This is a genomic window from Amycolatopsis sp. NBC_00345 (genome assembly GCF_036116635.1).
GTDB lineage: Bacteria > Actinomycetota > Actinomycetes > Mycobacteriales > Pseudonocardiaceae > Amycolatopsis.
This window is the reverse complement of the sequence record NZ_CP107995.1, coordinates 8,478,872-8,501,540: the sequence shown is the minus strand read 5'-3', so window position 1 is coordinate 8,501,540 and position 22,669 is coordinate 8,478,872. Positions and strand designations below refer to the sequence as shown.

General features: G+C 71.5%; 14 protein-coding genes. 6 read left to right on the top strand and 8 right to left on the bottom strand.

What is annotated here, in order from left to right; all coding sequences use genetic code 11:
- Complete coding sequence (gene hypB / locus OG943_RS38435) at window positions 1-720, top strand: hydrogenase nickel incorporation protein HypB (RefSeq protein ID WP_328605822.1); 720 nt, start codon at window positions 1-3, stop codon at window positions 718-720.
- Here hypB and hypF read toward each other — a convergent pair.
- The 3 genes from hypF to OG943_RS38420 form a co-directional block, all read right to left on the bottom strand.
- A complete protein-coding gene (gene hypF / locus OG943_RS38430; protein WP_328605821.1) occupies window positions 644-2,983 on the bottom strand; it encodes a carbamoyltransferase HypF in 2,340 nt (779 codons plus the stop codon). The two genes, hypB and hypF, sit on opposite strands and share 77 nt — an antisense overlap.
- A 392-nt stretch (window positions 2,984-3,375) precedes the next feature.
- Entirely contained in the window at window positions 3,376-4,755 is a 1,380-nt protein-coding gene (locus OG943_RS38425) for a serine hydrolase domain-containing protein (RefSeq protein WP_328605820.1), read from the bottom strand.
- Complete coding sequence (locus OG943_RS38420) at window positions 4,752-6,194, bottom strand: MFS transporter (protein WP_442874631.1); 1,443 nt, start codon at window positions 6,192-6,194, stop codon at window positions 4,752-4,754. The genes OG943_RS38425 and OG943_RS38420 overlap by 4 nt, the downstream gene beginning before the upstream one ends.
- A 98-nt stretch (window positions 6,195-6,292) precedes the next feature.
- On the opposite strand from OG943_RS38420, the gene OG943_RS38415 reads away from it, so the two are divergent.
- Together OG943_RS38415 and OG943_RS38410 are read left to right on the top strand one after the other, a co-directional pair.
- The gene (locus OG943_RS38415) at window positions 6,293-6,985 is read left to right on the top strand and encodes a TetR/AcrR family transcriptional regulator (RefSeq protein ID WP_328605818.1); all 693 of its coding nucleotides are present in this window, start codon (window positions 6,293-6,295) and stop codon (window positions 6,983-6,985) included.
- A 203-nt stretch (window positions 6,986-7,188) separates the two neighbouring features.
- Window positions 7,189-8,016, top strand: a complete 828-nt coding sequence (locus OG943_RS38410; RefSeq protein ID WP_328605817.1) for a nitroreductase/quinone reductase family protein — start codon at window positions 7,189-7,191, stop codon at window positions 8,014-8,016.
- Between the two features lie 526 nt (window positions 8,017-8,542).
- Here OG943_RS38410 and OG943_RS38405 read toward each other — a convergent pair.
- On the bottom strand, window positions 8,543-10,444 hold the full coding sequence (locus OG943_RS38405; protein ID WP_328605816.1) for a serine/threonine protein kinase: 1,902 nt from the start codon (window positions 10,442-10,444) through the stop codon (window positions 8,543-8,545).
- Window positions 10,445-10,634: 190 nt separating this feature from the next.
- Here OG943_RS38405 and eccD point away from each other — a divergent pair, with 190 nt between their 5' ends.
- The 3 genes from eccD (at window position 10,635) to OG943_RS38390 (ending at window position 15,869) form a co-directional block, all read left to right on the top strand.
- Complete coding sequence (gene eccD, locus OG943_RS38400; RefSeq protein WP_328605815.1) at window positions 10,635-12,011, top strand: type VII secretion integral membrane protein EccD; 1,377 nt, start codon at window positions 10,635-10,637, stop codon at window positions 12,009-12,011.
- Between the two features lies 1 nt (window position 12,012).
- A complete protein-coding gene (gene eccB, locus OG943_RS38395; protein WP_328605814.1) occupies window positions 12,013-13,407 on the top strand; it encodes a type VII secretion protein EccB in 1,395 nt (464 codons plus the stop codon).
- A 389-nt stretch (window positions 13,408-13,796) separates the two neighbouring features.
- The gene (locus tag OG943_RS38390) at window positions 13,797-15,869 is read left to right on the top strand and encodes a hypothetical protein (RefSeq protein ID WP_328605813.1); all 2,073 of its coding nucleotides are present in this window, start codon (window positions 13,797-13,799) and stop codon (window positions 15,867-15,869) included.
- 29 nt (window positions 15,870-15,898) lie between these two features.
- Here OG943_RS38390 and OG943_RS38385 read toward each other — a convergent pair whose 3' ends face one another.
- The 4 genes from OG943_RS38385 to eccCa form a co-directional block, all read right to left on the bottom strand.
- Entirely contained in the window at window positions 15,899-16,732 is an 834-nt protein-coding gene (locus OG943_RS38385; protein ID WP_328612261.1) for an IS5 family transposase, read from the bottom strand.
- Window positions 16,733-16,903: 171 nt separating this feature from the next.
- Entirely contained in the window at window positions 16,904-18,280 is a 1,377-nt protein-coding gene (locus tag OG943_RS38380) for a WXG100 family type VII secretion target (RefSeq protein WP_328605812.1), read from the bottom strand.
- On the bottom strand, window positions 18,280-18,630 hold the full coding sequence (locus tag OG943_RS38375) for a hypothetical protein (protein ID WP_328605811.1): 351 nt from the start codon (window positions 18,628-18,630) through the stop codon (window positions 18,280-18,282). The genes OG943_RS38380 and OG943_RS38375 overlap by 1 nt, the downstream gene beginning before the upstream one ends.
- Window positions 18,631-18,668: 38 nt before the next feature.
- Window positions 18,669-22,631 (bottom strand): type VII secretion protein EccCa, encoded by a 3,963-nt coding sequence (gene eccCa / locus OG943_RS38370; RefSeq protein WP_328605810.1) that lies wholly within the window; start codon window positions 22,629-22,631, stop codon window positions 18,669-18,671.
- Window positions 22,632-22,669: the final 38 nt, after the last annotated feature.

The window sequence follows — 22,669 nt, the reverse complement described above, 5'->3', positions numbered from 1 at the left end:
ATGTGCGAGACCTGCGGCTGTTCGGACGACGCGGTCGTCCACCACGAAGGGCACAGCCACACCGTGGTGCTGGAACAGGACGTGCTGGCGAAGAACGACCACTTGGCCGGGCACACGCGGCAACGGCTGCGTGACCGGGACGTGTTCGCGATTAACCTGATGAGCTCCCCCGGCGCCGGGAAGACCACCCTGCTGGAACGCACCGTGCGCGCGCTGGGCGACGAACTTCCGTTCGCGGTGGTGGAGGGCGACCAGGAGACGCAGCTGGACGCGTCGCGGATCGAGGCGACCGGCGCGCCCGTCGTGCAGATCAACACCGGCGCCGGCTGCCACCTCGACGCGACGATGCTGGACAGCGCGCTCGGCACGCTCGCCGTCGCGCCCGGTTCGGTGCTGTTCGTGGAGAACGTCGGCAACCTGGTCTGCCCGGCACTGTTCGACCTCGGCGAGGCCGCGCGGGTGGTGATCCTGTCCGTCACCGAGGGGCCGGGCAAGCCGCTGAAGTACCCGCACATGTTCGCGTCAACGGACCTCGTGCTGCTCAACAAGGTCGACCTGCTGCCGTACGTGGACTTCGACGTCGCGGAGTTCAACCACGACCTGGGGCACGTCAATCCCCGGGCGCGGGTACTGGAGCTGAGCGCTACCCGGGGTGACGGGCTGGACTCGTGGTACTCGTGGCTTCGCGCGCGGCTGCCACTGCGATCTGTCCCAAGCTGATCCCGCCGTCGTTCGCCGGCACGCGGGAGTGGGTGAGGACCCGGAAACCCTTGTGCTGAAGGGATTCTGTGGTTCGGTCGAGGAGCAGGGCGTTCTGGAAGACGCCGCCGGAGAGGGCGACGGTTTCGGCTTTTCGGAGCTGCTCGCAGACGCGGGCGACGACGTCCGCGACGGTGTTGTGGAACCTCGCGGCGATGATCGGCTTGGGGGTGTGGTTTTTCCGGTCCTCGACGACGGCGCGGATTATGTCTACTGTGGACACCTGGTTTCGTGCTGTGCTGACGGGGTAGGTGCCGCGTTCTCGGGGGTCGGCCAGTTGTTCCAGCTCCACGGCGGCCTGGCCCTCGTAGTTCACGCTGTCGCGCACGCCGAGCAGGGCGGCGACGGCGTCGAACAGCCTTCCCGCGCTGGACGTCAGCGGTGAGTTCAGTCCGCTGCGGGCCAGCCTGACGACGTCGTCCCAGTGTTCCTCGTGCCTGGTTTTGAGTTCTTCCGCGGTGATGCCGGCGGCGTCGAGGTGGGCCGCCGCCATGCGCCAGGGCTCGCGGACGGCCGCGGCGCCGCCGGGCATCGGGACGGCCTGGAGGTGGCCGACGCGCTGGAACCCGGCCAGATCGGCGAGCAGGAACTCGCCGCCCCAGATCGTGCCGTCGGTGCCGTAGCCGGTGCCGTCGAAGGCGACGCCGAGGACCGGGCCGTCCTCGCCGTTGTCGGCCAGGCACGAGGCGATGTGCGCGTGGTGGTGCTGGACGCCGACGGGCTCGACGCCTTCGAGGTCGAGCGCGTACTTCGTGGACAGGTACTCGGGATGCAGGTCGTGCGCGACGACGGTGGGGGTGACGTCGAACAGCTCCCGCCAGTGCCGGATGCCCTCGGTGTAGGACTTGAGCGTCTCGTAGTTCTCGAGGTCGCCGATGTGGTGCGAGACGAACGCGTGGTCGTCTTTCGCCAGGCAGAAGGTGTTCTTCAGCTCGGCGCCGCAGCCCAGCACGTGCCGCGGGACTTTCCGGTGGAGCGTGACGGGCTCGGGCGCGTACCCCCGAGACCGGCGCTGCAGCTGCACGCGCCCGCGGACGGGGCGGACCACGGAATCGTCGGTGCGCGTGTGGATGGCCCGGTCGTGGGTGAGGAAGGCGTCGGCGATGTTCTTGAGGCGGCTCCGGGCGTCCTCGTCGCGGTAGACGATGGGCTCGTCGGAGACGTTCGCGCTGGTCAGCACGATCGGGCGGCCGAGGTCGCCGAGCAGCAGGTGATGCAGCGGGGTGTAGGGCAGCAGCAGGCCGATCCGCCGGTTCCCGGGCGCGACGGATGTCGCGAGGGGACCATTCGCGACGCGCGGGAGTAACACGATCGGGCTACGGCGGCTGGTCAGGAGCTGCTCGCCGATCTCGCCCAGCTCCGCGACCTTCCGGGCGGCCGCGAGATCGGGGACCATGATCGCAAACGGTTTGTCCTCCCGGTGCTTCCGCCCGCGCAACGCGGCGACGGCACTCTCGTTTTCCGCGTCTACAGCGAGGTGGTATCCGCCCAGTCCTTTGATCGCAACTACAGCGCCCTCCTGCAGCGCGTCTATTGTGGACTTAAGCGGGGTTGTTCCGGCTGGCTTGGGTTGCTGCGGTTCCTGTCGCGATTCGTGACGCGTTTCGTGGCGCGTTTCGTGGCGCGTTTCGTGGAACCACAGCTTCGGCCCGCAGGCGGGGCAGCACACCGGCTGTGCGTGGAACCGCCGGTCACCGGGGTCTTCGTACTCCCGTCGGCAGTCGTCGCACATCGGGAAGCCGGCCATGGTCGTGAACGGCCGGTCATACGGCACCCCGCGCACAATCGTGAAGCGGGGCCCGCAGTTCGTGCAGTTGATGAACGGGTAGCGGTACCGCCGATCACCGGGGTCGCGCAGTTCGGCAAGGCAGTCGGCGCAGGTCGCACTATCCGCGGAGACGAGCGTCGCGACCTCCCCACCAGCCGAACTGGCGACGATGGTGAAGACCGGCTCACCGTCCGCCTGCCCGCCGTCGACCAGGGCCATCGGGGTCACCCGCACGTAGTCGACCACCGCGAGTGGCGGCGCTTCTTCCCGCAGTGCGACGACAAACGCGTCGACGTCCGCCGATGTCCCCTCCACCTCGGCGAACACGCCGGCCGCGTCGTTGCCGACGAAGCCGGACAGCCGCAGCCGCCGCGCGAGCCCGTGGGCGAAGGGCCGGAACCCCACCCCCTGCACCACCCCGCCCACCCGCACCGCGACCCGCACCCGCCGGTCCATCAGCCCAGTCTGCGCCCCGGCGGACCCGAGCGGAAGCGACCGGCGCGAACAGTGGCGCCGCGGACCACCCGGCCAGATCCAGGCGTCACGCCCGCCCCGCCGCCACCACCACACCAACCCCGCCAGCCACCACTACCCACCCAGACAGGCCCAGCCGCCACGCCCGCCCCGCCCCACCACACCAACCCCGGCAACCGCCACCACCCACCCAGACAAACCCAGCCGTCACGCTCGCCCCACCGCCACCACCACACCAACCCCGCCAGCCACCACTCCCCCCAGACAAAGCCAGGCGCCACGCCCCCCACCCCCGCACCAACCCTGACAGCCACCCCCGCAGTCGAGACACACCGGAAACCAACCCACCACACCGACCCCAGCCACACACGGAGTCACCCCACAACCCTCGGCGCAGCCCGCAGTCCGATGTAGACACACGGCGTCCCCGTGCTCAGCGTCGCGAACACCACCGGCATCCAATCGCCGCTGAAGGGCCCGGCGACGCGGGCGGCGAAGACCGTCCCCGATACCGGGACCAGCTCCGCCTCGATCGCCGGCGCCAGCCCGGCCATGCCGTCGACGAACTCGTACCGCAACCACGGCACCTCGGCCCGTCCCTCCACCGTGATCGCGACCCCCTCCCGCCGGTACCGGCCCGCGACGGACCCGATGTCCACAGTGGAGGGAACAGCCGGTGGTGCGAACGGAGGCGGCAGCTCCACCCCCGCCAGCGTGGACAGCAGTTCGCCGACCAGGGACTCGTACAGGTGGCGCGCGTCGCCGCCGTTCGTCAGCAGCGCCACCACGACGCCGGCCGCCGGCACGACGCGCAGGTAGGCGTAGTGGCCGATCGTCGCGCCGTCGTGGCCGAAACCGCTGATTCCGCCCCAGTCGTACAACGTCCAGCCCAGGCCCCAGCCGTCGGAGGAAACCGTCCAGTGGTCCGGCGTGTCCGTCTCAGGCCGCTGCATCGCCGCGACGGACGAGGCGCCGAGCAGTCGCGTCCCGTCCGGCGCCACACCATCGTCCAGGTGCAGGCGCGCCAGCCGGACGATGTCCGCGGCCGTGGCGCACAGCTGTCCGCCGTAGGGCGCGGACGACCGCGGCAGCGGGTTCCACGACGGCGCCGGGTCCGGCCACTCGCCCGGCTCGCCCAGGTGGCCCATCGACGCACGGAAGGCGAGCACGTCCTCCGGCAGCGTCACCGTGTGCGTCAAGCCGAGCGGCGCGCAGAGCAGGTCCCGCACCGCTTCGTCCCAGGTCTTGCCGGTGAGCACCTCGACGATCCGGCCGAGCACGTTGTAACCCACGCTGCTGTAGGAGATGGCCGTCCCGGGTGGACAGTCGAGGGCCACACCCGCGGCGGCCTCGACGTAGCGCGCCAGGCAGTCGTCCCCACGGCCGGTGTCGTGGGTGAAGTCGCAGGTCAGGCCGCTCGTATGGGACAGCAGCTGCCGCACGGTGATGCGGCCGGTGGCGGCGGGGTCGGCGGTCGCGAAGCTCGGCAGCACGTCGACCACCCGCGCGTCGAGGTCCAGCTCGCCGGCGTCGACGAGCCGCATCACCAGCGTCGCCGTGTGGATCTTGGTGATGGACCCGACCTGGAACACCGACCCCGTGCTCGCCTCGACGCCGGTGCCGCGGTGCAGCAGCCCGCTCGCCAGTTCGTGGATCTCGCCGTCGGCCAGCACCGCCAGCGACGCCCCGGGAACGTGGTGGGCGACGCGCAGGTCGTCGAGCCGCTTCTGCCAGTGCGTAACGGAGAAGTTCATCGCTTGTCCTTCAGTACCACTGCGGCCAGCACCGCCGCGACGACCACACCGACCGCGCTCACCAGGAACGTCGTCGACATCGCCGAGGTGAACGCGGAGCGCGCGGTGTCCGCCAGCGCCGGCACCCGGACGGCGTCGGCCAGCGGAGTGGCGTCCGGCATGGTGGAGCGGAACCCGCTCGACAGGACGCTGCCCAGCGCCGCGACGCCGAGAGCGGCGCCCAGCTGCTGGATGGTGTCGTTGAGGGCGGACCCGACGCCGGCGTGCTCCTCCGGCACCGTCCCCATCAGGGCGGCGATCGCCGCGGGCATCGCCAGGCCGCCGCCGGCGCCGAGCACGAACAAACCGAGGCCCACCACCAGGAAGCTCGACGACGCCGTCGCCAGCAGGCCGAACCCGGCCGCCGCGACGAGCAACCCGGACACCGTCAGCACCCGGTTGCCGAACTTCTGCCCCAGCGTCGCGCCGAGAGTGTTGAACAGCAGCGACGAGACGGCCATCGGCAGGAACGCCAGCCCCGCCTGCGTCGGCGAGTAGCCGAGCACGAACTGCAGGAACTGCGTGAACACCAGCAGCAGGCCGCCGTTTCCGACCTGGACCAGCGTGAGCGACAGGGAGCCGCCGGTGAAGTTGCGGGCCCGGAACAGGCCGAGCGGCACCATCGGTGACGGCGTCCGCAGCTCCCACACCACGAACCCGCCCAGCGCGAGCACGGCCACCACGAGCGCGCCGAGCGTCGAGCCGGCCGAGCCGTGCGGCAGCTCGATGATCATCCACACCAGCGCCGTCATCCCGACGGCCGAGAGCACCGCGCCCAGCGGGTCGGCTTTGCGCCACGGGCCCTTCGACTCCGGCATCAGCACCACGGCCGCGACGATGGCGAGCACCGCGATCGGCACGTTGATCAAGAAGACCGCGCCCCACCAGAACCACGCGATCAGCACGCCGCCCAGCACCGGCCCGCCGATGAAGCCCACCATCGCGACCGCGCTCCAGGCGGCCATCGCCTTGCGGCGCTCTTCTTCGTCGAACACCGTGATCAGGATCGACAGTGTGCTCGGCATGATCAACGCGCCGCCGACGCCCATCACCACCCGCGCGGCGACCAGCTCACCGGGGCTCGACGCGAGCGTCGCCACCAGCGACGCGCAGCCGAACAGCGCGAGCCCGATGATCATCACCCGGCGCCGCCCGAACCGGTCGGCCAGGCTGCCCGACGTGAGCAGCAGCCCCGCGAAGACCAGCAGGTACGAGTCGAGGATCCACTGCGTGTCCGACGCGGTGGCGCCGAGGTCTTCGGTCAGCGACGGCACCGCGACCGTCAGCGCCATGTTGTCGATCACCAGCACCAGCGTGCTGAGGCAGAGCACTACCAGGATCAGCCAGCGCCGGGGGTTCCGCTGGACCGCGGTTCCCGGATCGCTCAACGTCGCCGTCATCTTCGTCTCCTTGCGCACAGTGTTCCGTTTCTGCGCACACTGTACTCATACGGGTGGAGTGTTCGTCAAGTGCGTACGTCGTGCGCTAGGGTGGGGCCATGGCTGAATCCGTCTGGACCCGCCCGCGGCGAGGCAAGGAACAACCGGCGCTGACCAGGGCGCAGATCGTCGCGGAGGCCATCCGCCTGCTGGATGCCGACGGGCTCGACACGCTGAGCATGCGCAATCTCGGCACCCGCCTCGGCGCCGGCGCGACCTCGCTCTACCGCCACGTGGCGAACAAGGACGAGCTCATCGAGCTGGTCGTCGACGAGGCGTACGGCGAGTTGGAGAACCCGGCCGCCGAAGGCTGGCGCGGCACGCTGACGGCCGCCGCCCACAGCGTGCGGGCAATGGTCCTGCGCCACCCGTGGATGGCATCGGTACTGGGCCAGGTCGGGCTGTCGTACCTGGGCCCGAATGTCATGCGCCTCAACGAAAACCTGCTGACCGCGCTGGAGGCCGACGGCTTCACGCTGGAGGACGCGGACCAGGCCGTCAGCGCCGTGGTCGCGTACGTGATCGGCGTGAGCACCACCGAGGCCGCGTGGCTGACCGCGCTCGCCCGCAGCGGCCGGGCGGAGGCCGAGTGGATCGCCGGCCTCCGCCCGGCCGCGCTGGCCGCCGCCGAGCCGTACCCGCGCCTGCGCACCCTGCTGGACCGCGCGGACGACACTCCGGACGCCACCCGCGAGGACAACTTCACCTACGGCCTGAACCGCATCCTCGACGGTCTTGAGCACCGGCCCTGAGTGCGCGGTCTTTCTTCGCCGCCTTGCCCGCGTTCCGGATTCCGTGCTAATTTCGCCGTGCGCCCCGGATGGGCCTACGCATGGAGGTACCGGCTACTCAGCCACCACGGAGTCCGGATTCCCGGATTTCCCGCAGTCGTTGTCACCCAAGGGTTTCCGGGTTTCAGCGCGCCCTCCTCCAGGTAGGCAGCCTGCGGGCTTTCGTGTACCCGTTCGCCGTGGTTCCCACCTCCCGTCACCAGCAGGGAAAGGACCACATGGATCTGATCACCACTTTTCGCGAGAACCCCGAGCGGATGCCGGGCCTGGCATTGCTCACCACTACCGGCGCGAAAACGGGGCTACGCCGGGAAAGTCTGCTCGGCTACGTCGAGCTGGACGGCACCGGTGTCGTCATCGCGTCGGCCGGCGGGGCGGCGCGGAACCCGGACTGGTTCCACAACGTCCGCGGCAACCCGCGTGTCACCGTCGAGACCGGCGACAGCACGTACGACGCGTACGCGGGCATCCCACCGGCGCCAGAGCGCGACAGCCTCTTCGCGCGTGTCATCGAGGTTGCACCGGGATACGCCGAGTACCAGGCGAAGACCACTCGCGTGATTCCCGTGGTCGTCCTCCACCGGCTCGACCGCGTGAAGGGCATGGGTGACTGGCTCGTCGAGGTCCACCGCTGGCTGCGCGACGAGCTGGCGTCCCTGCGTGCCCAGGCCATGCAAGGTGATGTGACGCTTTCGCCGCCTGACCTGCGCGCCCACTGCGCCGGTTTCTGCACCGCGCTGGACCGTCACCACGGTGGTGAGGACGCCGCCACCTTTCCGATGCTCGCTCTGCGTTTCCCTGCCCTCGCAACGGAACTGGCAAAACTCACGGCGCAGCACGCCACGGTGGCCCGCATCCAGCGCGAACTGCGGACGGCCGTCGATGTCGCCGAGCTGGACCGTCTGGCCGCCGAGCTGGACGTCCACTTCGCCCACGAGGAACGCACCGTGGTAACCGCCCTCAACGCGATCGCGGACGCCCCGCCGGGCTGACCACAATGGACTGTCAAGACGCGCCCCGGTCCTCGGCGGCGAGCCGCTGGTGCCACCACGAACCGTTGCGCGCGAACGGATCCGGTGGCGTCAACGATAGGTACCGCTGGTCCAACGGCGAGACGAGCCGCCGCAGCTCCACCCGCTCACGCGGCGGCAGCCGACAGAGGACTTCCTCGAGGACGTCGCGCGCTACCCGGACGTCGTCGAGGGAGCAACCGTCGCAGGGGCAGTCCTCGCGCTGTGGGTAGAGCGGCCACCGCCCCGACGTGAGGAACGCGCGGTAGCGACTCAGGGCCGTCTCGGTCGCCCGCGGCCAGAAGCACCTTCGATCGACCTGCCGGATCGCAGCCGCCGCCCGAGCCGACAACCCCCACATCGGCCTGGGCGGCGGTTCGCCCTCGGCGCCGTACCGCCCAACGCTGCATCGCACGTCGGCGCGCATCGCGCCGGGCCGTCTACGCGGCATCGACCTTTCGACAAGCAGTCATGTCGACCATTGTCCCAGGAGGGGCCAGCGGTTTCCCTAACGGTGGCAGGTCGCGCCGCGGATCGACTGGGGCGCGCTCTTGTAGACGCTGCGGCTGTCGGTGGCCTGCACCTCGAAGCAGTACCGGCGCAGCGGGTCGACCGGGACGGTGAGCGTGTGCAGTCGCTGGGCCAGGATCGCGCGGTTCGGCTCGCCCTCGGGCGCGACGATCACCGCGTAGTCGACGCTGTCGGAGCTGCTGCTCCAGCTGAGCGTGACCTGGTTGCCGTGGTCGGCGGGCTCGGCCAGCTCCAGGGTGACCGCGGCCGGCGCCCCGGACGGCGGCGCGGGCGGCGGCGTCCGCGCCACCGTGGTGAGGTCGTCCGATCCACCCCCGAGCAGCAACACCAGCCCGGCAGCGACGACGCACACCGCGACCAGCCCGCCGACGACCACGTCCCAGCGCACCCGCCGCTTCCGCTCCGCCGGCTCCGCAGCCTGCGGAACGCCAGGCAAAACCGGACTGGACGGCAACTCCGCGACAACCGAAGGCGGCAACTCGACCGGCGACGGGTCGTCAAAGCCGTCCACGCCTGGGTCGTTCATGCCGGAGCCGTTCATGCTGGAGCCTTCTGGTGCCCCGAAATCGTCGAACTCGCCTTGCCAGGTCTCTGGCTCCGGCTCTCCGGCGATGGACGATGCGGGCTGCTCCGGCTCGGCTGCGGTGGGGCGGAGAGGATCCGGCGCCACGGGAGGTGGCGCGACCGGCCCGGTGGGCGTCGGGGCGCTGGGGTACTGGGGATTCGGGTAGCCGCTGGCCCCAGGAGAAGGGGCTCCCGTCGGCGCAGATGGGGCGAACGCCGGGTCATTGCCAGGCGAGGGAACGGGCGCAGGTCCGGCAGCGGGCGCAAGGCCAGCGGGTGCAGGGCCAGCGGCGGGGACGGGCGCAGGGCCGGTTCCAGGTGCGGGCGCGACAGCAGGGCCAGTATCGGATGCAGGCGCTGGCGCGGGAGCAGTGGCAGGGTCAGCAGGAGCGGGCGCAACGGCAGGGCCCGTTGCGGACCCGGCAGCGGGCGCGGAGGCAGGTACAAACCCAGCAGCGGGCACGGGCGCATGAATGGGCGCCGGAGCGGAGGCAGAGCCATAGGCAGCTGCGGGTGCAGGCGGGGCAGGCGCAGCCAACCGAGAAATCATCTCCGCCAGCTGATCCACCACCCAAGCCGCACCCGGAGGCCGATGCGCCGGGTCCGGAGCCAGTAACCGTCCGACCACAGTGGACAGTTCCGTCGGGACACCAGGCTGGTGGATCGCCGGGACGGGGGTACGCAAGACGCGGAGCACGCGCTCCCCCACCGGCTCGCCCAGTTGGCCGGGCAAGGGGTGCCTGCCGGTGAGGGCGACGTGCAAAAGTGCGCCGAGGCCGTAGAGATCCGTTCGCTCGTCCAGGGTTTCCGTGCGCAGCGTCTCCGGGGCGAGGTACTCCAGCACCCGCACCGGGTCGCGCGGGAAGGCCAGTCTCAGTGCCACCCCGAAGTCCGCCAAAACCGGCTGTCCGGACGTCCGGAACAGCACGTTCGACGGCGTCACCCCGCCGTGCACCACCCCGGCGGCGTGGGCGCCGGCGAGCGCGGTCGCCAGCGCGTGGCCGAGCACCACGGTGTCGGACGGCGAGAGTTGCCCGACGCGGGGCAGGAGCGTCGCCAGCGATTGGGCGCACAGTTCCATCCGCAGGACGTGCCTGCCGTCCGGCAGTTGCTCGACCCCGTCCACCGGCAGCACCGAGGCGACGCCGCGCAGGCGGGTCCGCTCCCGTTCCACCGCGGAGAGCGTCACGCGGTCGAACCGGGCCGGGAACACCTTCAGCGCCACCGGGACGCCACCCGAATGACTCGCGTAGGTGGTTGCGATCGGCCCGGGGCCGACCAGGGTCCAGTCGCCGCCGGGCAGGGTCGTCGCCACCGCGGTCACCGCCCCGTCCGCTCGCCGTAAACCGCCGAGTCGCCCCACACGCCTGACCTCCGTGTCCGCTAGCTGCCGACCCTGTTCCACCGCAGGTGCCGTGCCCCCATCGTAGGAGAGGTCCGAGCCACCCGCGGCCGTCCCGGCAGGTTGCTGCCGCCGCGGCGCCCCTTGCGAAAGGAAGACCCGCATGCCCACCATCGGCCTAGTCCGGGTCACCGTGGCGGCTCCGGCCCGCCGCGTCGATCTCACCCTGCCCGAACGGTCCCCGATCGCCGAACTGCTGCCCGGCCTGCTGCAGCACGCCGGGGAGCACCTGGCCGACCAGGGCGTGCCGAACGGCGGCTGGGTGCTCCGCCGCCCCGACGGCACCGTGCTCGGCGGCGCGAGCACCCTCGCCACGCACCGGGTGCTCGACGGCGAGGTGCTGAACCTCGTCCCGGCCCGTACCGAATGGCCCGAGCTGGAGTACGACGACCTCGTCGCCGCGATCGCCGCCGGGGCGGAACGCGCCAGCAGCGCCTGGGACCCGCGGCACACCCGGCGGGCCGGGCTCGTGGCGGGCTCCGCGATCGCGCTGCTGGCGCTGGCCGCGGTGGCGTTCGCCGGGCCGCCGTGGCCATGGCCCGCCGCGTGGGCGCTCGGTGCTGCGCTGTTGTTGCTGGTCGCGGGGACGGCATTGGCCCGAGCCGCGGGGGACGCCGGGGCCGGCTCGGTCCTCGCCGCGGCCGCGTTGCCGTTCGCGTTCGCCGGCGGCGGCCTGCTGTTCGCGGGGGACCGGCCGTTGACCGGGCTCGGTGCGCCGCAGCTGATCGCGGCCGGGGCGGCCCTGTTGCTGGCGGCCGTACTCGGCTTGCTCGGCGTCGTCGACCGGCCGGCGCTGTTCATCGCCGGGTCGACCAGCGGGCTGCTGGCCGTGATCGGCGGCTGGCTCGCGACGATGGACACGTTCGGCACCGCCGGTGCCGCGGCGGTCGTCGCGGGGAGCGCGCTCGCCTTCTCGCCGCTGCTCGCGCCCCTGTCGATCCGGGCCGCGCGGATGCCGATCCCGGTGCTCCCGCGTGGCACCGCCGATCTGCTCCGCGACGAGCCGTTGCCGTCCCGGTCCGCGGTGTACGCCACCGTCGTCCGCGCGGACGGTCTGCTCACCGGGCTGGTGTGCGGCGCGGTCATCGCGGCCGTGCCGTCGCTCCTGCTGCTGGTCCGCGACGGCGGAACCTCCGCCCTGGTGCTGGCCATCCTGCTCACCGTCGGCTTCACCCTGCGCGCGCGGCTGCACCCCGTGCTGGCCCAACGGGTCGCCTGGCTGCTCGCCGCCGGATCCGGGGTGACGGTGCTGACGCTCGGTCCCCTGCTCGCCGCCGGGCCGTTGACCGTGGCCGGGCCAGTCCTGTTAGGACTGTCCTCTTTGGTCATCGTCATCGGGCTACGGCGCAGTACCCGGGCTTCGAGCCCTCGCTGGGGCCGTTACGCCGAGCTGCTCGAAGTGGCGATCGTGCTGGCCGTCGTGCCCGTGGTGTGCGCGGTGCTCGGGTTGTACGGCTACCTGCGCGGGCTGGGCGGCTGACATGGCAACCTCGCGCGATCGGCTCCAAGCCCACCAGTTCCTCTTGCAGCGCACGGTTTCCGCGCTGGTGACCCGTGAGACCGACCCCGAACAGCCGCCCTTCAGGCTCCCCGCGGGCGCCGCCGTCGCCGGGATCGTGGTCTCCGTCATCGCGCTCGCCGCGGCCGGCGTGTACGGCCTGCTCTCCCCCGGCGGCGACCACAGCTGGCAGGACGGCAAGTCGGTGATCGTCGAGAAGGAGACCGGCACCCGATTCGTTTACCTCAACGGGAAACTCGACCCGGTGACGAACTACGCGTCCGCGCTGCTCGCACTCGGCAGCCACGCGGCGACGACGTCGGTTTCGGCGAACTCCCTCACCGGCGTCCCCCGTGGCCCGCGGATCGGCATCCAGGACGCGCCGGACGCGCTGCCCGGGCCCGACCAGGTGCTGCGCGACGGCTGGACGCTGTGCTCGCAGCCGGGCACCGACCTCACCGGCGCCACGACGTACCGCTCGGCCCTGCTCGTCGGGCACCAGGCGCCCGGCGGCACTCCGCTCGGCGACCGCGCGCTGCTCGTGCAGACCCCGGAAACCGGCGACGAGTACCTGGTGGCCGGCGGTTACCGGCACAAGATCGCCGCCGCGGACGCGGTCACGGTCGAGCTGGCGCTCGGCTCGGCGCCGCGCACCCGGGTCGGCGCCGCGGTCGTGGACGTCCTGCCCGTGGGCGCCCCGCTCACGCCGATCCCGGTGCCGGACGCCGGAAAGCCGTCCCACGCGGTGCCCGGCCGCCCGGACCTGCTCGCCGGCCAGCTCCTGACCATGGAAAACCAGTACTACCTCGCCGAAACCGGGCAGCTGCGGCCGATCACCCCGCTGGAGTACGAAATCCAGCGCGCGTACCGGCCGACGACCGGCGCCTACGGTGGCGCGGAGCCGTTCCCGGTGCGGCTGAGCCCGATCGAGGTGAGCGGGGCGACGGTGGCCGCCCGTCCGGCGGCGGCCGACACCGACCCGCCCGCGGCCCGGCCGGTGTTCGCCGCCGGGTCGGACCGCGTCTGCCTGACCTTCGCGCCGGCCGCGTCCGTCCCGAGCGTGAGCGTGGGCGACGAGCTGCCGCCCCCGGCGAACACCACGCCGGGCCGGACCGCCGGCGGTGTCGCGCTGGCCGACCAGGTGCTCGTGCCGCCGGGGACGGCGGCGGTCGTCGAGGTGATGCCGAGCGACCAGGCCCCGGCCGGCACCTATGCCGTGGTCACCGACCTGGGCCGGGCGTACCCGCTGAGCAGCCCGGACCTCCTCGACTCCCTCGGCTACCGCGGCATCCCGCCGGTCCGGATCCCCGCCGGGCTGATGGCCCGGGTGCCGCAGGGGCCTGGACTGGACCACGCTTCGGCGTTACGGCAGTGGTGACGTAACGCCGGGTCAGTTCACGCTGACTGCGGCGGCCGGGTGGGTCCCCTGCGATGGCCGGCGTGGCCGCACCGGCGAGAACAATTTCGACGTCGACGTGATCGCCAGGCAAGCACTGCGGTGAGTAGCGGGGCTTGCACAGAAGTCGGATGTATTCCACAATCTCGGCAGCATCAGTGGCGATCGCGTCCGTCTACCGAGGGTTCAGGCAGATATTCGTTGGATGTCTGGCCTCCCGGCCGCCGGCGACCCAGAGGTTCGGAGGATCGATGGCTCACGGCCCGGCTCGGCGCGCGGCGGGAATCTTCGCCGGCGCGGTACTCGTTCTCCTCGGCTGTGGACAAGCGCCAGCGAACGCGGACCCAGCGGCGGCCGCGAAGGTGGTCGACGTGACCTCGTTCGGCGCCGATCGGACAGGCGTCGCCGATTCGGCGCCGGCCGTGAAGGCGGCGCTGAAGTACGCGAAGACGCTCTCCCGGCCCGTCCGGGTGGTGTTCCCCAAGGGCGTCTACCAGCTGTACCCCGAGCAGGCGGAGACGCGCGAGCTGTACGTCTCGAACACCGTCGGCGCCGATCAGGCCTACCGGGACAAGAAGATCGGGGTGCTCGTCGAGGACATGCGCGACGTCACCATCGACGGCCAAGGCTCCAAGCTGAACTACCACGGCCTCCAGACGGCGTTCGCCTCGATCCGGTCGACCGGCGTCACCTTCACGAACTTCGCCTTCGATTACGTCGCGCCCAAGGTCATCGACGCCACGGTCAGCGAAACCGGCACCGCGGACGGGCACGGGTACCGCGTACTGACCCTGCCCGCCGGAAGTCCCTATCGCGTGGCGGACAACCACATCACCTGGCTCGGCGAGACGAGCCCGGCCACCGGGCAGCCGTACTGGTCCGGGGTCGACGGGATGCAGTACCTCCAGATCCACGACCCCGTGGCGAACACGGCCTGGCGGGCCGACAATCCGCTGTTCACCGGCGTTCAGGCCATCACCGACCTCGGCGGCCGGAAGATCCGCATCGACTACGCGAGCCCGGCGGCGTCCACCGACCGGGGGCTCGTCTACGAGATGCGGCAGACCACCCGCGAGCAGCCGGGCGCGTTCATCTGGAACTCCAAGGACGTCGTCGTGCGCGGGCTCAACGCCTACTACATGCAGACGTTCGGCCTGGTCGCCCAGTTCAGCGAGAACGTCACCATCGACCGGAACAACTTCCGGCCGGACCCGGCCTCCGGGCGCTCGACGGCGTCCTCCGCGGACTTCCTGCAGATGTCCGGGGTCAAGGGCAAGGTGTCGATCACGGGCAACGTCTTCGACGGGCCGCAGGACGACCCGATCAACATCCACGGCACCTACCTCGAGGTCACCGGCAAGCCCACGCCGAACAGCCTCACCGTCAGCTACAAACACCCCGAGACCGCCGGGTTCCCGCAGTTCCACGTCGGCGACACGGTCGAGCTGACCACGAAGCAGACGATGCGAGCGGACGGCGGCCAGGCGGTCGTCACCGCCGTCGACGGCCCCAGCGGGATGGACCACACGAAATCGTTGACGGACATGACGATCACCCTCGACCGGCCGGTGCCCGACGCCGTGACGATCGGCGGCAGCGTGGTGGAGAACGTCACCTACACCCCGTCGGTCCTGGTGTCCGGCAACACTTTCCGCAACGTGCCGACCCGCGGCATCCTGGTCACCACCCGTAAGCCGGTGGTGATCGAGGACAACCTCTTCGACGGCATGACCATGTCCAGCGTCTACATCTCCGCGGACGCCTACCAGTGGTACGAGTCCGGTCCGGTCGACGACGTCACCATCCGCCGGAACGTCTTCACCCGGCCGTCGAGCCGCGTCATCTTCGTCGAGCCGACCAACCAGGTGCTCGACGCGGCGCATCCGGTGCACCACAACATCAAGGTCGAGGACAACACCTTCGACATCGGTGACGTCAACCTGGTCGACGCCAAGAGCGTCGGCGGGTTCAGCTTCACCGGCAACACCGTGCGGCGGCTCGATCGCGCGTCGCTTCTCCAGGTGCAGGCGCAGAACCGGTGCCCGGCCGTGGGCGAGCGCACCCCGTTGCAGACGGTGGCCACGGGCACGGAGTACCGGACTTCGCTGTTCGTCTTCCGGGGTTCCTCGGACGTGCGGATCGCGCGGAACCGGTACGACAACGGCCTGAACGCGCGGGCGGACACCGTCGACATGCCCGCCCAGTCGGTCGCGGTCGACCACGACGCCACCACGGTGAACGCCGACCACGTGCTCCCGGTGCTGGGGCCGGTCAGCTACCGCAGCAGCCGTCCCGGCGTCGTGCGGATCCTGCCGGACGGGAACGCGCTCGCGCAGCGCAACGGACAGGCCCAGGTGACGGCCGCGACAACGACCGGCGTGGGTGAGCTCGCCTCCGCCCCGCTCGCCATGACCGTCGGCGGTAAGACTCGTGAGTGTTTATGACGGTTCTAAGTGCCTGTCTTGGAACTTGGTTAGGTGGTTCTGGCCCGCTTTGTTGGGCGGGTGAGGCGTCTGGTCATCATAGTGATCATGGCGTTGTTGACGAATGCGGCGGAGTGGTCGGGTAGTCGTTCGTAGTCGCGGGCGTTGCGGCGTGCTTGGGTGATCCAGGAGAAGGTGCGTTCGACGACCCAGCGCCGGGGCAGGATGATGAAGGTGGTCTGGCCGACGATTTTCTTCACGATGTCGAAGGTGAGATGCAGTGTGTCTTGTGCCCAGTCGACCAGTGCTTTGCTGGTGTAGCCGCCGTCGGCCCAGACCCAGGTGATGCCGCGGTAGGCGGTGTGCAGCGCCGAGAGCAGGTCGCGGGCTGCGGCGCGGTCCTGCACGCTGGCTGCGGTGATCAGGACCACCAGCAGCAGTCCTTGGGTGTCGGTGGCGATGTGGCGTTTGCGGCCGTCGATCTTCTTCCCGCCGTCATAGCCGCGCGACGGGCGGCCGACGGTCTCGGCGGCCTTGACCGACTGGGAGTCGATCACCGCTGCGGACGGCGCCGGATTCCGCCCCGCTCGCGACCGGATCTTCTCGCGCAACCGGTCGCGGATCTTGTCGAACACCCCGGCTTTGCTCCAGCGGGTGAAGAATCCGTGCACCGTCTGCCATGGCGGGAAGTCCGCTGGTAACGCCCGCCATTTGATGCCGTTGTCGGTCACGTAGCGCAGCGCGTCCACGACCGCGCGCCGGTGATGTTTCTCCGGCCGGCCACCCAGCTCGGTCGCACATGCAGGCCTGGGCAGCAACGGCTCCAGCAACGCCCACTCGGCATCGGTGGTGCCCGACGGGTAGCGACGGGAACGACAGCCCACTGACGTGGGCCGATCCACGGCAAGGTACAAAGGGAAACCGGGCCTCTGCTAGAGATCGAGATGTGGTGTCAAGATCACTAGCAGAGGCCCGACCCATACCCGAAACCGGGATCACAAACAGGCACTAACCGTCATAAACACTCACGAGCTGTTCAGGCCGGGTGCCCTGGCTCAGCGAGCCAGGCGACGCGGCGGTGCGGGCGGCTCGAGCCTCGGGGCGCCCTGGTCGCCGACCTGCCAGAGGTCCTCGTCCAGCAGCTCTACCGTGGTCGGGTCGTCGGCCCGGTCACGGCGGACGGTGCGGGCGAGTGGCGCGAACGCCGCCGGGTCGGTCCGGCCCGCTTTCCCGCGCAACGCGGCGGGCAGGCCGGGCGGGTTCGTGCGGCGGGGGCCGCGACCCTGCGACGGCCGTTGCAGGGCACCGGAACCCGGCGTGCCACCACCGCTACCGGCGCCACCGGCCCCGGCGAGGCCGGACATCGGCGCCATCGGCATCCCGCCGCCGCCACCGCTGCCGCCCGACGGCTGGACCGGCTCGGCCTCGGGGACCGCCGGAGCCTGCCCGGTCGTGGTCGGCGTGACCTGCTGGGCCACCGGGAAAGCCGCCTGCGGCAACGGTTTCAGCCCGCCACCGCCCAGCCGGACGCCGGGCACCGACGGCCCGCCGAAGCCGCGGCCACCACCGCCGCCCAGCCCGCCCAGCCCGCCAAGTCCACCCATCGGCATCGCGAACCCGCCGGGCAACGACGGCGGCGGCACGGACGTCATCGGCGGCAGCGGAGGCAGGGTCGGCGGCGCGATCGGGGCCACCGTGCCGCCCAGCCCGGACAGCGACGGGTCGCCGCTGAGGCCCGGATCCTGGCTTCCGTCGTCGCCGGTCGCCGGGTCCTGCTGCGACGCGTCGTCCCCGGCCGCAGCGTCATCACCGCCGGAGGCCGACGCCTGGTCACCCGACGCCGAAGACGAGGAACTCGCACCGCCGTCACCCCCGCTCGACGCGCTCGCCGACTGGCCGCCGCCGGACGAGCCCCCGGACGAGCCGCCGGCGGAACCACCGCCGCCGGAGCTGCCGGTCGGGCCGCTCCACTCGTTGCCCTGGGCGCCCGAGACCGCCTGGGTGGCGGAGGTGAACTGCTGGGCGAGCTGGTCCATCAGCCCGCCGGCCTGCTGCTGCAGGATCGGCATCATCAGCGCCGCCATCAGCGGGTTCGCCTGCAGCATCGCGACCAGCTGGTCGATCTGCTGACCGGTGCTGGTGATCGCCGACGAGAGCCCGGTGAGCGCGCTGACGGTCTGGCTGATCCCGGCCGTCCACGAATCGATGTCCGCCTTGCTCTGCCCGCCGCGCTGCTGCATCTGGGCGCCGGCCTCGTCGGTCCAGTCCGGCTCCAGCGCCTGGAGCTGGCCCTGCAGCGACGAGGACGCGCCGGAGAGCTGGGTCCCGGCCTGCTGCCACATCTGGGCCGCCTGCGAGGCCACCTGGGCCAGCGGCTTGGTGGCGTTCATGACCTGGACCTGCTGGGGGAACGCCATTCCGGTGTAGCTCATCAGTTACCTCCCGCAGAGGGGAACAGCAACGACGGGTGCACCGGGGCCGAGGACTTCAACGGAGACAGATCCTGCGTCTTCGCGATGGTCTGCTGCCCCGACTGGTCGGCGTTCAGGTAGTCCGAGGCGGAGGCACGGGCGATCCCGGCGTACGCGCCGAAACCCTGCTTCACCTGTTCCATGAACTGCTGGAGTTTCTGCGCGGACGCCTCTTCCGCCTGCGCGAACGCCGTCCCTTCCTGCATGCCCCCGCCCGCCGCGGCTCCACCCTGCCGGTTGAGCCCACCCGAATCCATCTGCGGGCTGAACTTCATCATCGACTCGCTGAGCCCGCTCAGTCCTTCTGCCATTTCGCCCTCCTTCGCACTCGATTAGCCGTCACTTCGCGTCACTCGCGCGGCGGCAGCCAGGCCAGCTGAAGCAGCCGGGCACCCTCACGCCGGGTGATCAACCTGCCGCGTCCTGGCGGCAGGGACTCGGGTTTGAGCCCACCGAGCAGCGGGCCCTCCTCGCGGTCGCCGGAGAGCATCAGCCCCGGCGACCCGACGTCGCGCACGCGCGCGAGGAACTGTTCGAACAACGCCCGTCCGGCACCGCCCGAGCGCCGGGTCAGCACGACGTGCAGCCCGATGTCGCGGCCCTGCGCCAGGTACTCCATCAACGGCAGGAACGGGTTCTCCATCACCGACGCGACCAGGTCGTAGTCGTCGACGAGCACGAACAGCTCCGGCCCCTGCCACCAGTTGCGCGCGCGGAGCTGCTCCGGCGTGACGTCCGGTCCCGGCAGCCGCTCGGCCATCGCCCGCGCCGCGTCGTTCATCAGCCGGGTGGTGGTGGCGAGGTCGGTGCCGTAGCCGAGCAGGTGGTCCTGGCCGACTTCGCCGAGCAGGCCGCGGCGGTGGTCCACCAGCAGCACCCGCGCCTGTTCCGGGGTGTAGGAGTCGGTGATGCGCCGGGCCAGCGTGCGCAGGAACGCGGTCTTGCCGGAGTCGGCGTCGCCGAGCAGCAGCAGGTGCGCGTCCGCGGAGAAGTCGAGCTGGACGGGCGCCAGGTCCTTCTCCGCGATGCCGATCGAAAGCCGGTGCGCGGCCGGGTCGTCGCGCGGCGGCAGGGCCTCGAACGCGAGCTTCGCCGGGAGCAGCCGGACGTTCGGCGCGGGCTCGGCCGGCCATGCCCCGGCCACCGCGGTGACCATTGTGGACACTCCGCGCGGCAGGTCGTCGACGCTCTCGCGGCCGTCGATCCGCGGCAGCGCCATCAGCAGCTGGTGCCCGGTGCTCGTGATGCCGCGCCCGGGCGAGTTCTCCGGCACGTTCAGCGCGCTCATCCGGTCCACCATGGTGTCCACCGGGTCGCCGAGCCGCAGCTCGATCCGGCTGCCGAACAGGTCGCGCACGGTCGGGCGGATGTCGAACGAGCGTGAGCAGGACGCCATCACGTGCACGCCGTACGCGAGTCCGCGGGCGGCGATCGCGCCGACGACGTCCTCCAGGTCTTCGTAGTCCTTGCGCAGCGTGGGCCAGCCGTCGACCACGAGGAACACGTCGCCGTACGGGTCGTCGTCCGGGCGCAGCTCGCGGTAGGCGGCCATCCCGTCGACCTCTTCCTCGGCGAACCGGCGTTCCCGCTCGGCGAGCACAGTGGACACTTCGGCGACCGTGCGCCGGACCGCGCCGGCGCTCTGGCGTCCCGCGACCCCGCCGACGTGCGGCAGCCCGCGCAGCGACGCCAGCCCGCCACCGCCGAAGTCGAGGCAGTAGAACTGCACCTCACGCGGGGTATGGGTGAGCGACAGGGAGGTGATCACGGCCCGCAGCGCGGTGCTCTTGCCCGAGCGCGGCGCCCCGGTGACGACCAGGTGCCCGGCCGCCGCGGACAGGTCCAGCACCAGCGGGTCACGCCGCTGGTCCAACGGCCGGTCGACGACTCCCGCGACCGCCTTGAGGCTGCCCCGCAGGCCGGCGTCGCCCGCCTGCAGCCCCCGCACGGGGTCGACGACGGCCGGCCCGAGCAGACCGTCCACAGTGGAGGGATCCGCCAGCGGCGGCAGCCAGATCTGGTGGGCGGGCACCCCGCGGCCGGCGAACCGGTCGACCAGGATGTCCATCAGGCTCTCGCCGATCGCCTCGTCCGGGTCGCCGGCCGGGCGGGCCTGCTCGTCCTCCTCGACCGGCGGCGCGACGTAGGCCGTGGAATAGGCCTGCATGCCGGGCAGCTGGGCCGGGCCGGTGCCGCCGGTGACCGCGCCCGCGGTGTGCACACCGGAGACGTAGGCCGAGCGGAACCGGACCATCGGCTCGTCGCCGAACTTCAGGAAGCCGTGCCCGGGCGCGCGGGGCAGGGTGAACGCGTCGGTCACCCCGAGCACCACGCGGCTGTCGATCTCGGAGAACGTCCGCAGGCCGATGCGGTACGACAGGTGCGTGTCGAGCCCGCGCAGGCGCCCCTCTTCCAACCGCTGCGAAGCGAGCAGCAGGTGCACACCGAGCGACCGGCCGACCCGGCCGATCTGGACGAACATGTCGATGAAGTCCGGGCGGGCCGAGAGCAGCTCGCTGAACTCGTCGCACACCACCAGCAGCGTCGGGACCTCGGGCAGCGGCGCGCCGGAGCTGCGCGCCTTTTCGTAGTCGCGCAGGGACGAGAAGTTCCCGGCCGCGCGCAGGAGTTCCTGACGCCGGATCAGCTCGCCGTTGATCGCCTCGGTCATCCGGTCGACCAGCGGCAGCTCCTCGGCGAGGTTGGTGATCACCGCGCTGGTGTGCGGCAGCTTGTCCAGCCGGGTGAACGTCGCGCCGCCCTTGAAGTCGATCAGCGCGAAGTTGAGTGTGTTCGGCGAGTGCGTGATCGCCAGCGCGAGGACCAGGGTGCGCAGCAGCTCGCTCTTGCCCGAGCCGGTCGCGCCGATCAGCAGGCCGTGCGGGCCCATCCCGTCCTGCGCGGACTCCTTGAGGTCCAGCTCGATCGGGGTGCCGTCGGGCCGGATGCCGAACTTGACGCGCAGCCGGTCGCGGCTCGGCCGGGGCAGCCAGGTGTCGGCCGGGTCGAAGGCGAACGGGTCGCCGAGGTCCAGCAGACCGTCCAGGCCGAGTTCGGCGCTCAACGGCTGCTCGCCGCGGGAGGCGGCGGTCAGCCTCAGCGGGGCCAGCTGCCGCGCGAGCGCTTCGGCCATCGGCAACGGCAGCCGGTCGGCCTCGCCCAGCTCGGTCTCGTCGGTGCCGGCGAGGTTGGTCAGCGTGCCGTCCGGCCCGACGTCCAGCACCAGCGTGGTCGGCTCCGGGGTGTTCGGCGGCACGGTGGTGAGGTCGACCATGGTGACGCCCTCGACGCCGCCGACGGTCATCAGGTGGTCCGAGCCGGCGAACGAGCCGCCGTCGAGCACCACCACCAGGTGCGGCCCGGACACCCGGGACGAGGACATCGGGTCGAACCGCGGCCGGTTCGCGAGCACGTCCTCCAGCATCACCTCGAGCGTGGTGATCGCGGTGGCGACCAGCCGGAGCGGGCCGACCGCGTCGGTGCGCTCGGGGTGCAGCGCGTGCGGCAGCCACTTGACCCACTCCCAGTCGGGCAGCCGCTCCGGCGACACGCACACCGCGAACCGCAGGTCGTCCGGCGACTGCAGGGTGGCCAGCTGCGCGAGCATCGCCCGCACCAGCCCGGTCGCCCGCTCCTGGTCGCCGCCGAGGTGGATCCGGGCGAAGCCGTCGATCGCGAGTGCGAGCGGCAGCCCGTCGATGGCCGAGTAGGTGGTGATGAACCGGCGCAAAGCCAAGGCGGACAACGGTTCCAGCTGTTCCAGCGGCTTCGTGTCGGGCGCGACGAGCGGGGTGGCCAGGCTTTGGCGGCCGAGGCCGATCCGGACCGCGCCGAAGTCGGGGTCCGTGCGGCGGCGCTCCCACAGCCGGTGGCTCGCCGCGACCGACCACAGCGCGTCGGGCTCGGGGTGCAGGTACCACAGCGCGTCACTCTGGCGCCGGGCCGTGCGGGCGACGCGCATCCGGTGCTGGGCCAGCTCGCGCAGGTACATCCGCCGCGCGTAGCCCATCTCCCGCTTGGACGCGCCCCCGCCGTTGAGGAACGACAGCAGGAGCATGCCGACGATCGCGACGCCGAAGAGCCCGAACACGACGTACCGCATGGTGTTGTTGCCGCCGCCGAAGCTGCCGGAGCCGCTGAACATCAGCACCATCGCGCCCATCATGGCCACCATCGGCAGCACCGTGAGCACCTGCGTCCACCCGCGGCCGGGCGCCGTCGGCAGCTCCGGCGGCGCGTCCAGCACCAGCTCGCCCGACGGCATCTCCGGCGCCGGGCGGCGGGCCGGCCTGCGCACCACGACTGTCGCCACGTCTGCCTCCTCCATGTGTCTCCCGGGGATCATCACCG

Coding starts and splice junctions, on each gene's coding strand:
- hypB (WP_328605822.1), top strand. CDS start 1: ATGTGCGAGACCTGCGGCTGTTCGGACGACGCGGTCGTCCACCACGAA.
- hypF (WP_328605821.1), bottom strand. CDS start 2,983: ATGGACCGGCGGGTGCGGGTCGCGGTGCGGGTGGGCGGGGTGGTGCAG.
- OG943_RS38425 (WP_328605820.1), bottom strand. CDS start 4,755: ATGAACTTCTCCGTTACGCACTGGCAGAAGCGGCTCGACGACCTGCGC.
- OG943_RS38420 (WP_442874631.1), bottom strand. CDS start 6,194: ATGACGGCGACGTTGAGCGATCCGGGAACCGCGGTCCAGCGGAACCCC.
- OG943_RS38415 (WP_328605818.1), top strand. CDS start 6,293: ATGGCTGAATCCGTCTGGACCCGCCCGCGGCGAGGCAAGGAACAACCG.
- eccD (WP_328605815.1), top strand. CDS start 10,635: ATGCCCACCATCGGCCTAGTCCGGGTCACCGTGGCGGCTCCGGCCCGC.
- eccB (WP_328605814.1), top strand. CDS start 12,013: ATGGCAACCTCGCGCGATCGGCTCCAAGCCCACCAGTTCCTCTTGCAG.
- OG943_RS38380 (WP_328605812.1), bottom strand. CDS start 18,280: ATGAGCTACACCGGAATGGCGTTCCCCCAGCAGGTCCAGGTCATGAAC.
- OG943_RS38375 (WP_328605811.1), bottom strand. CDS start 18,630: ATGGCAGAAGGACTGAGCGGGCTCAGCGAGTCGATGATGAAGTTCAGC.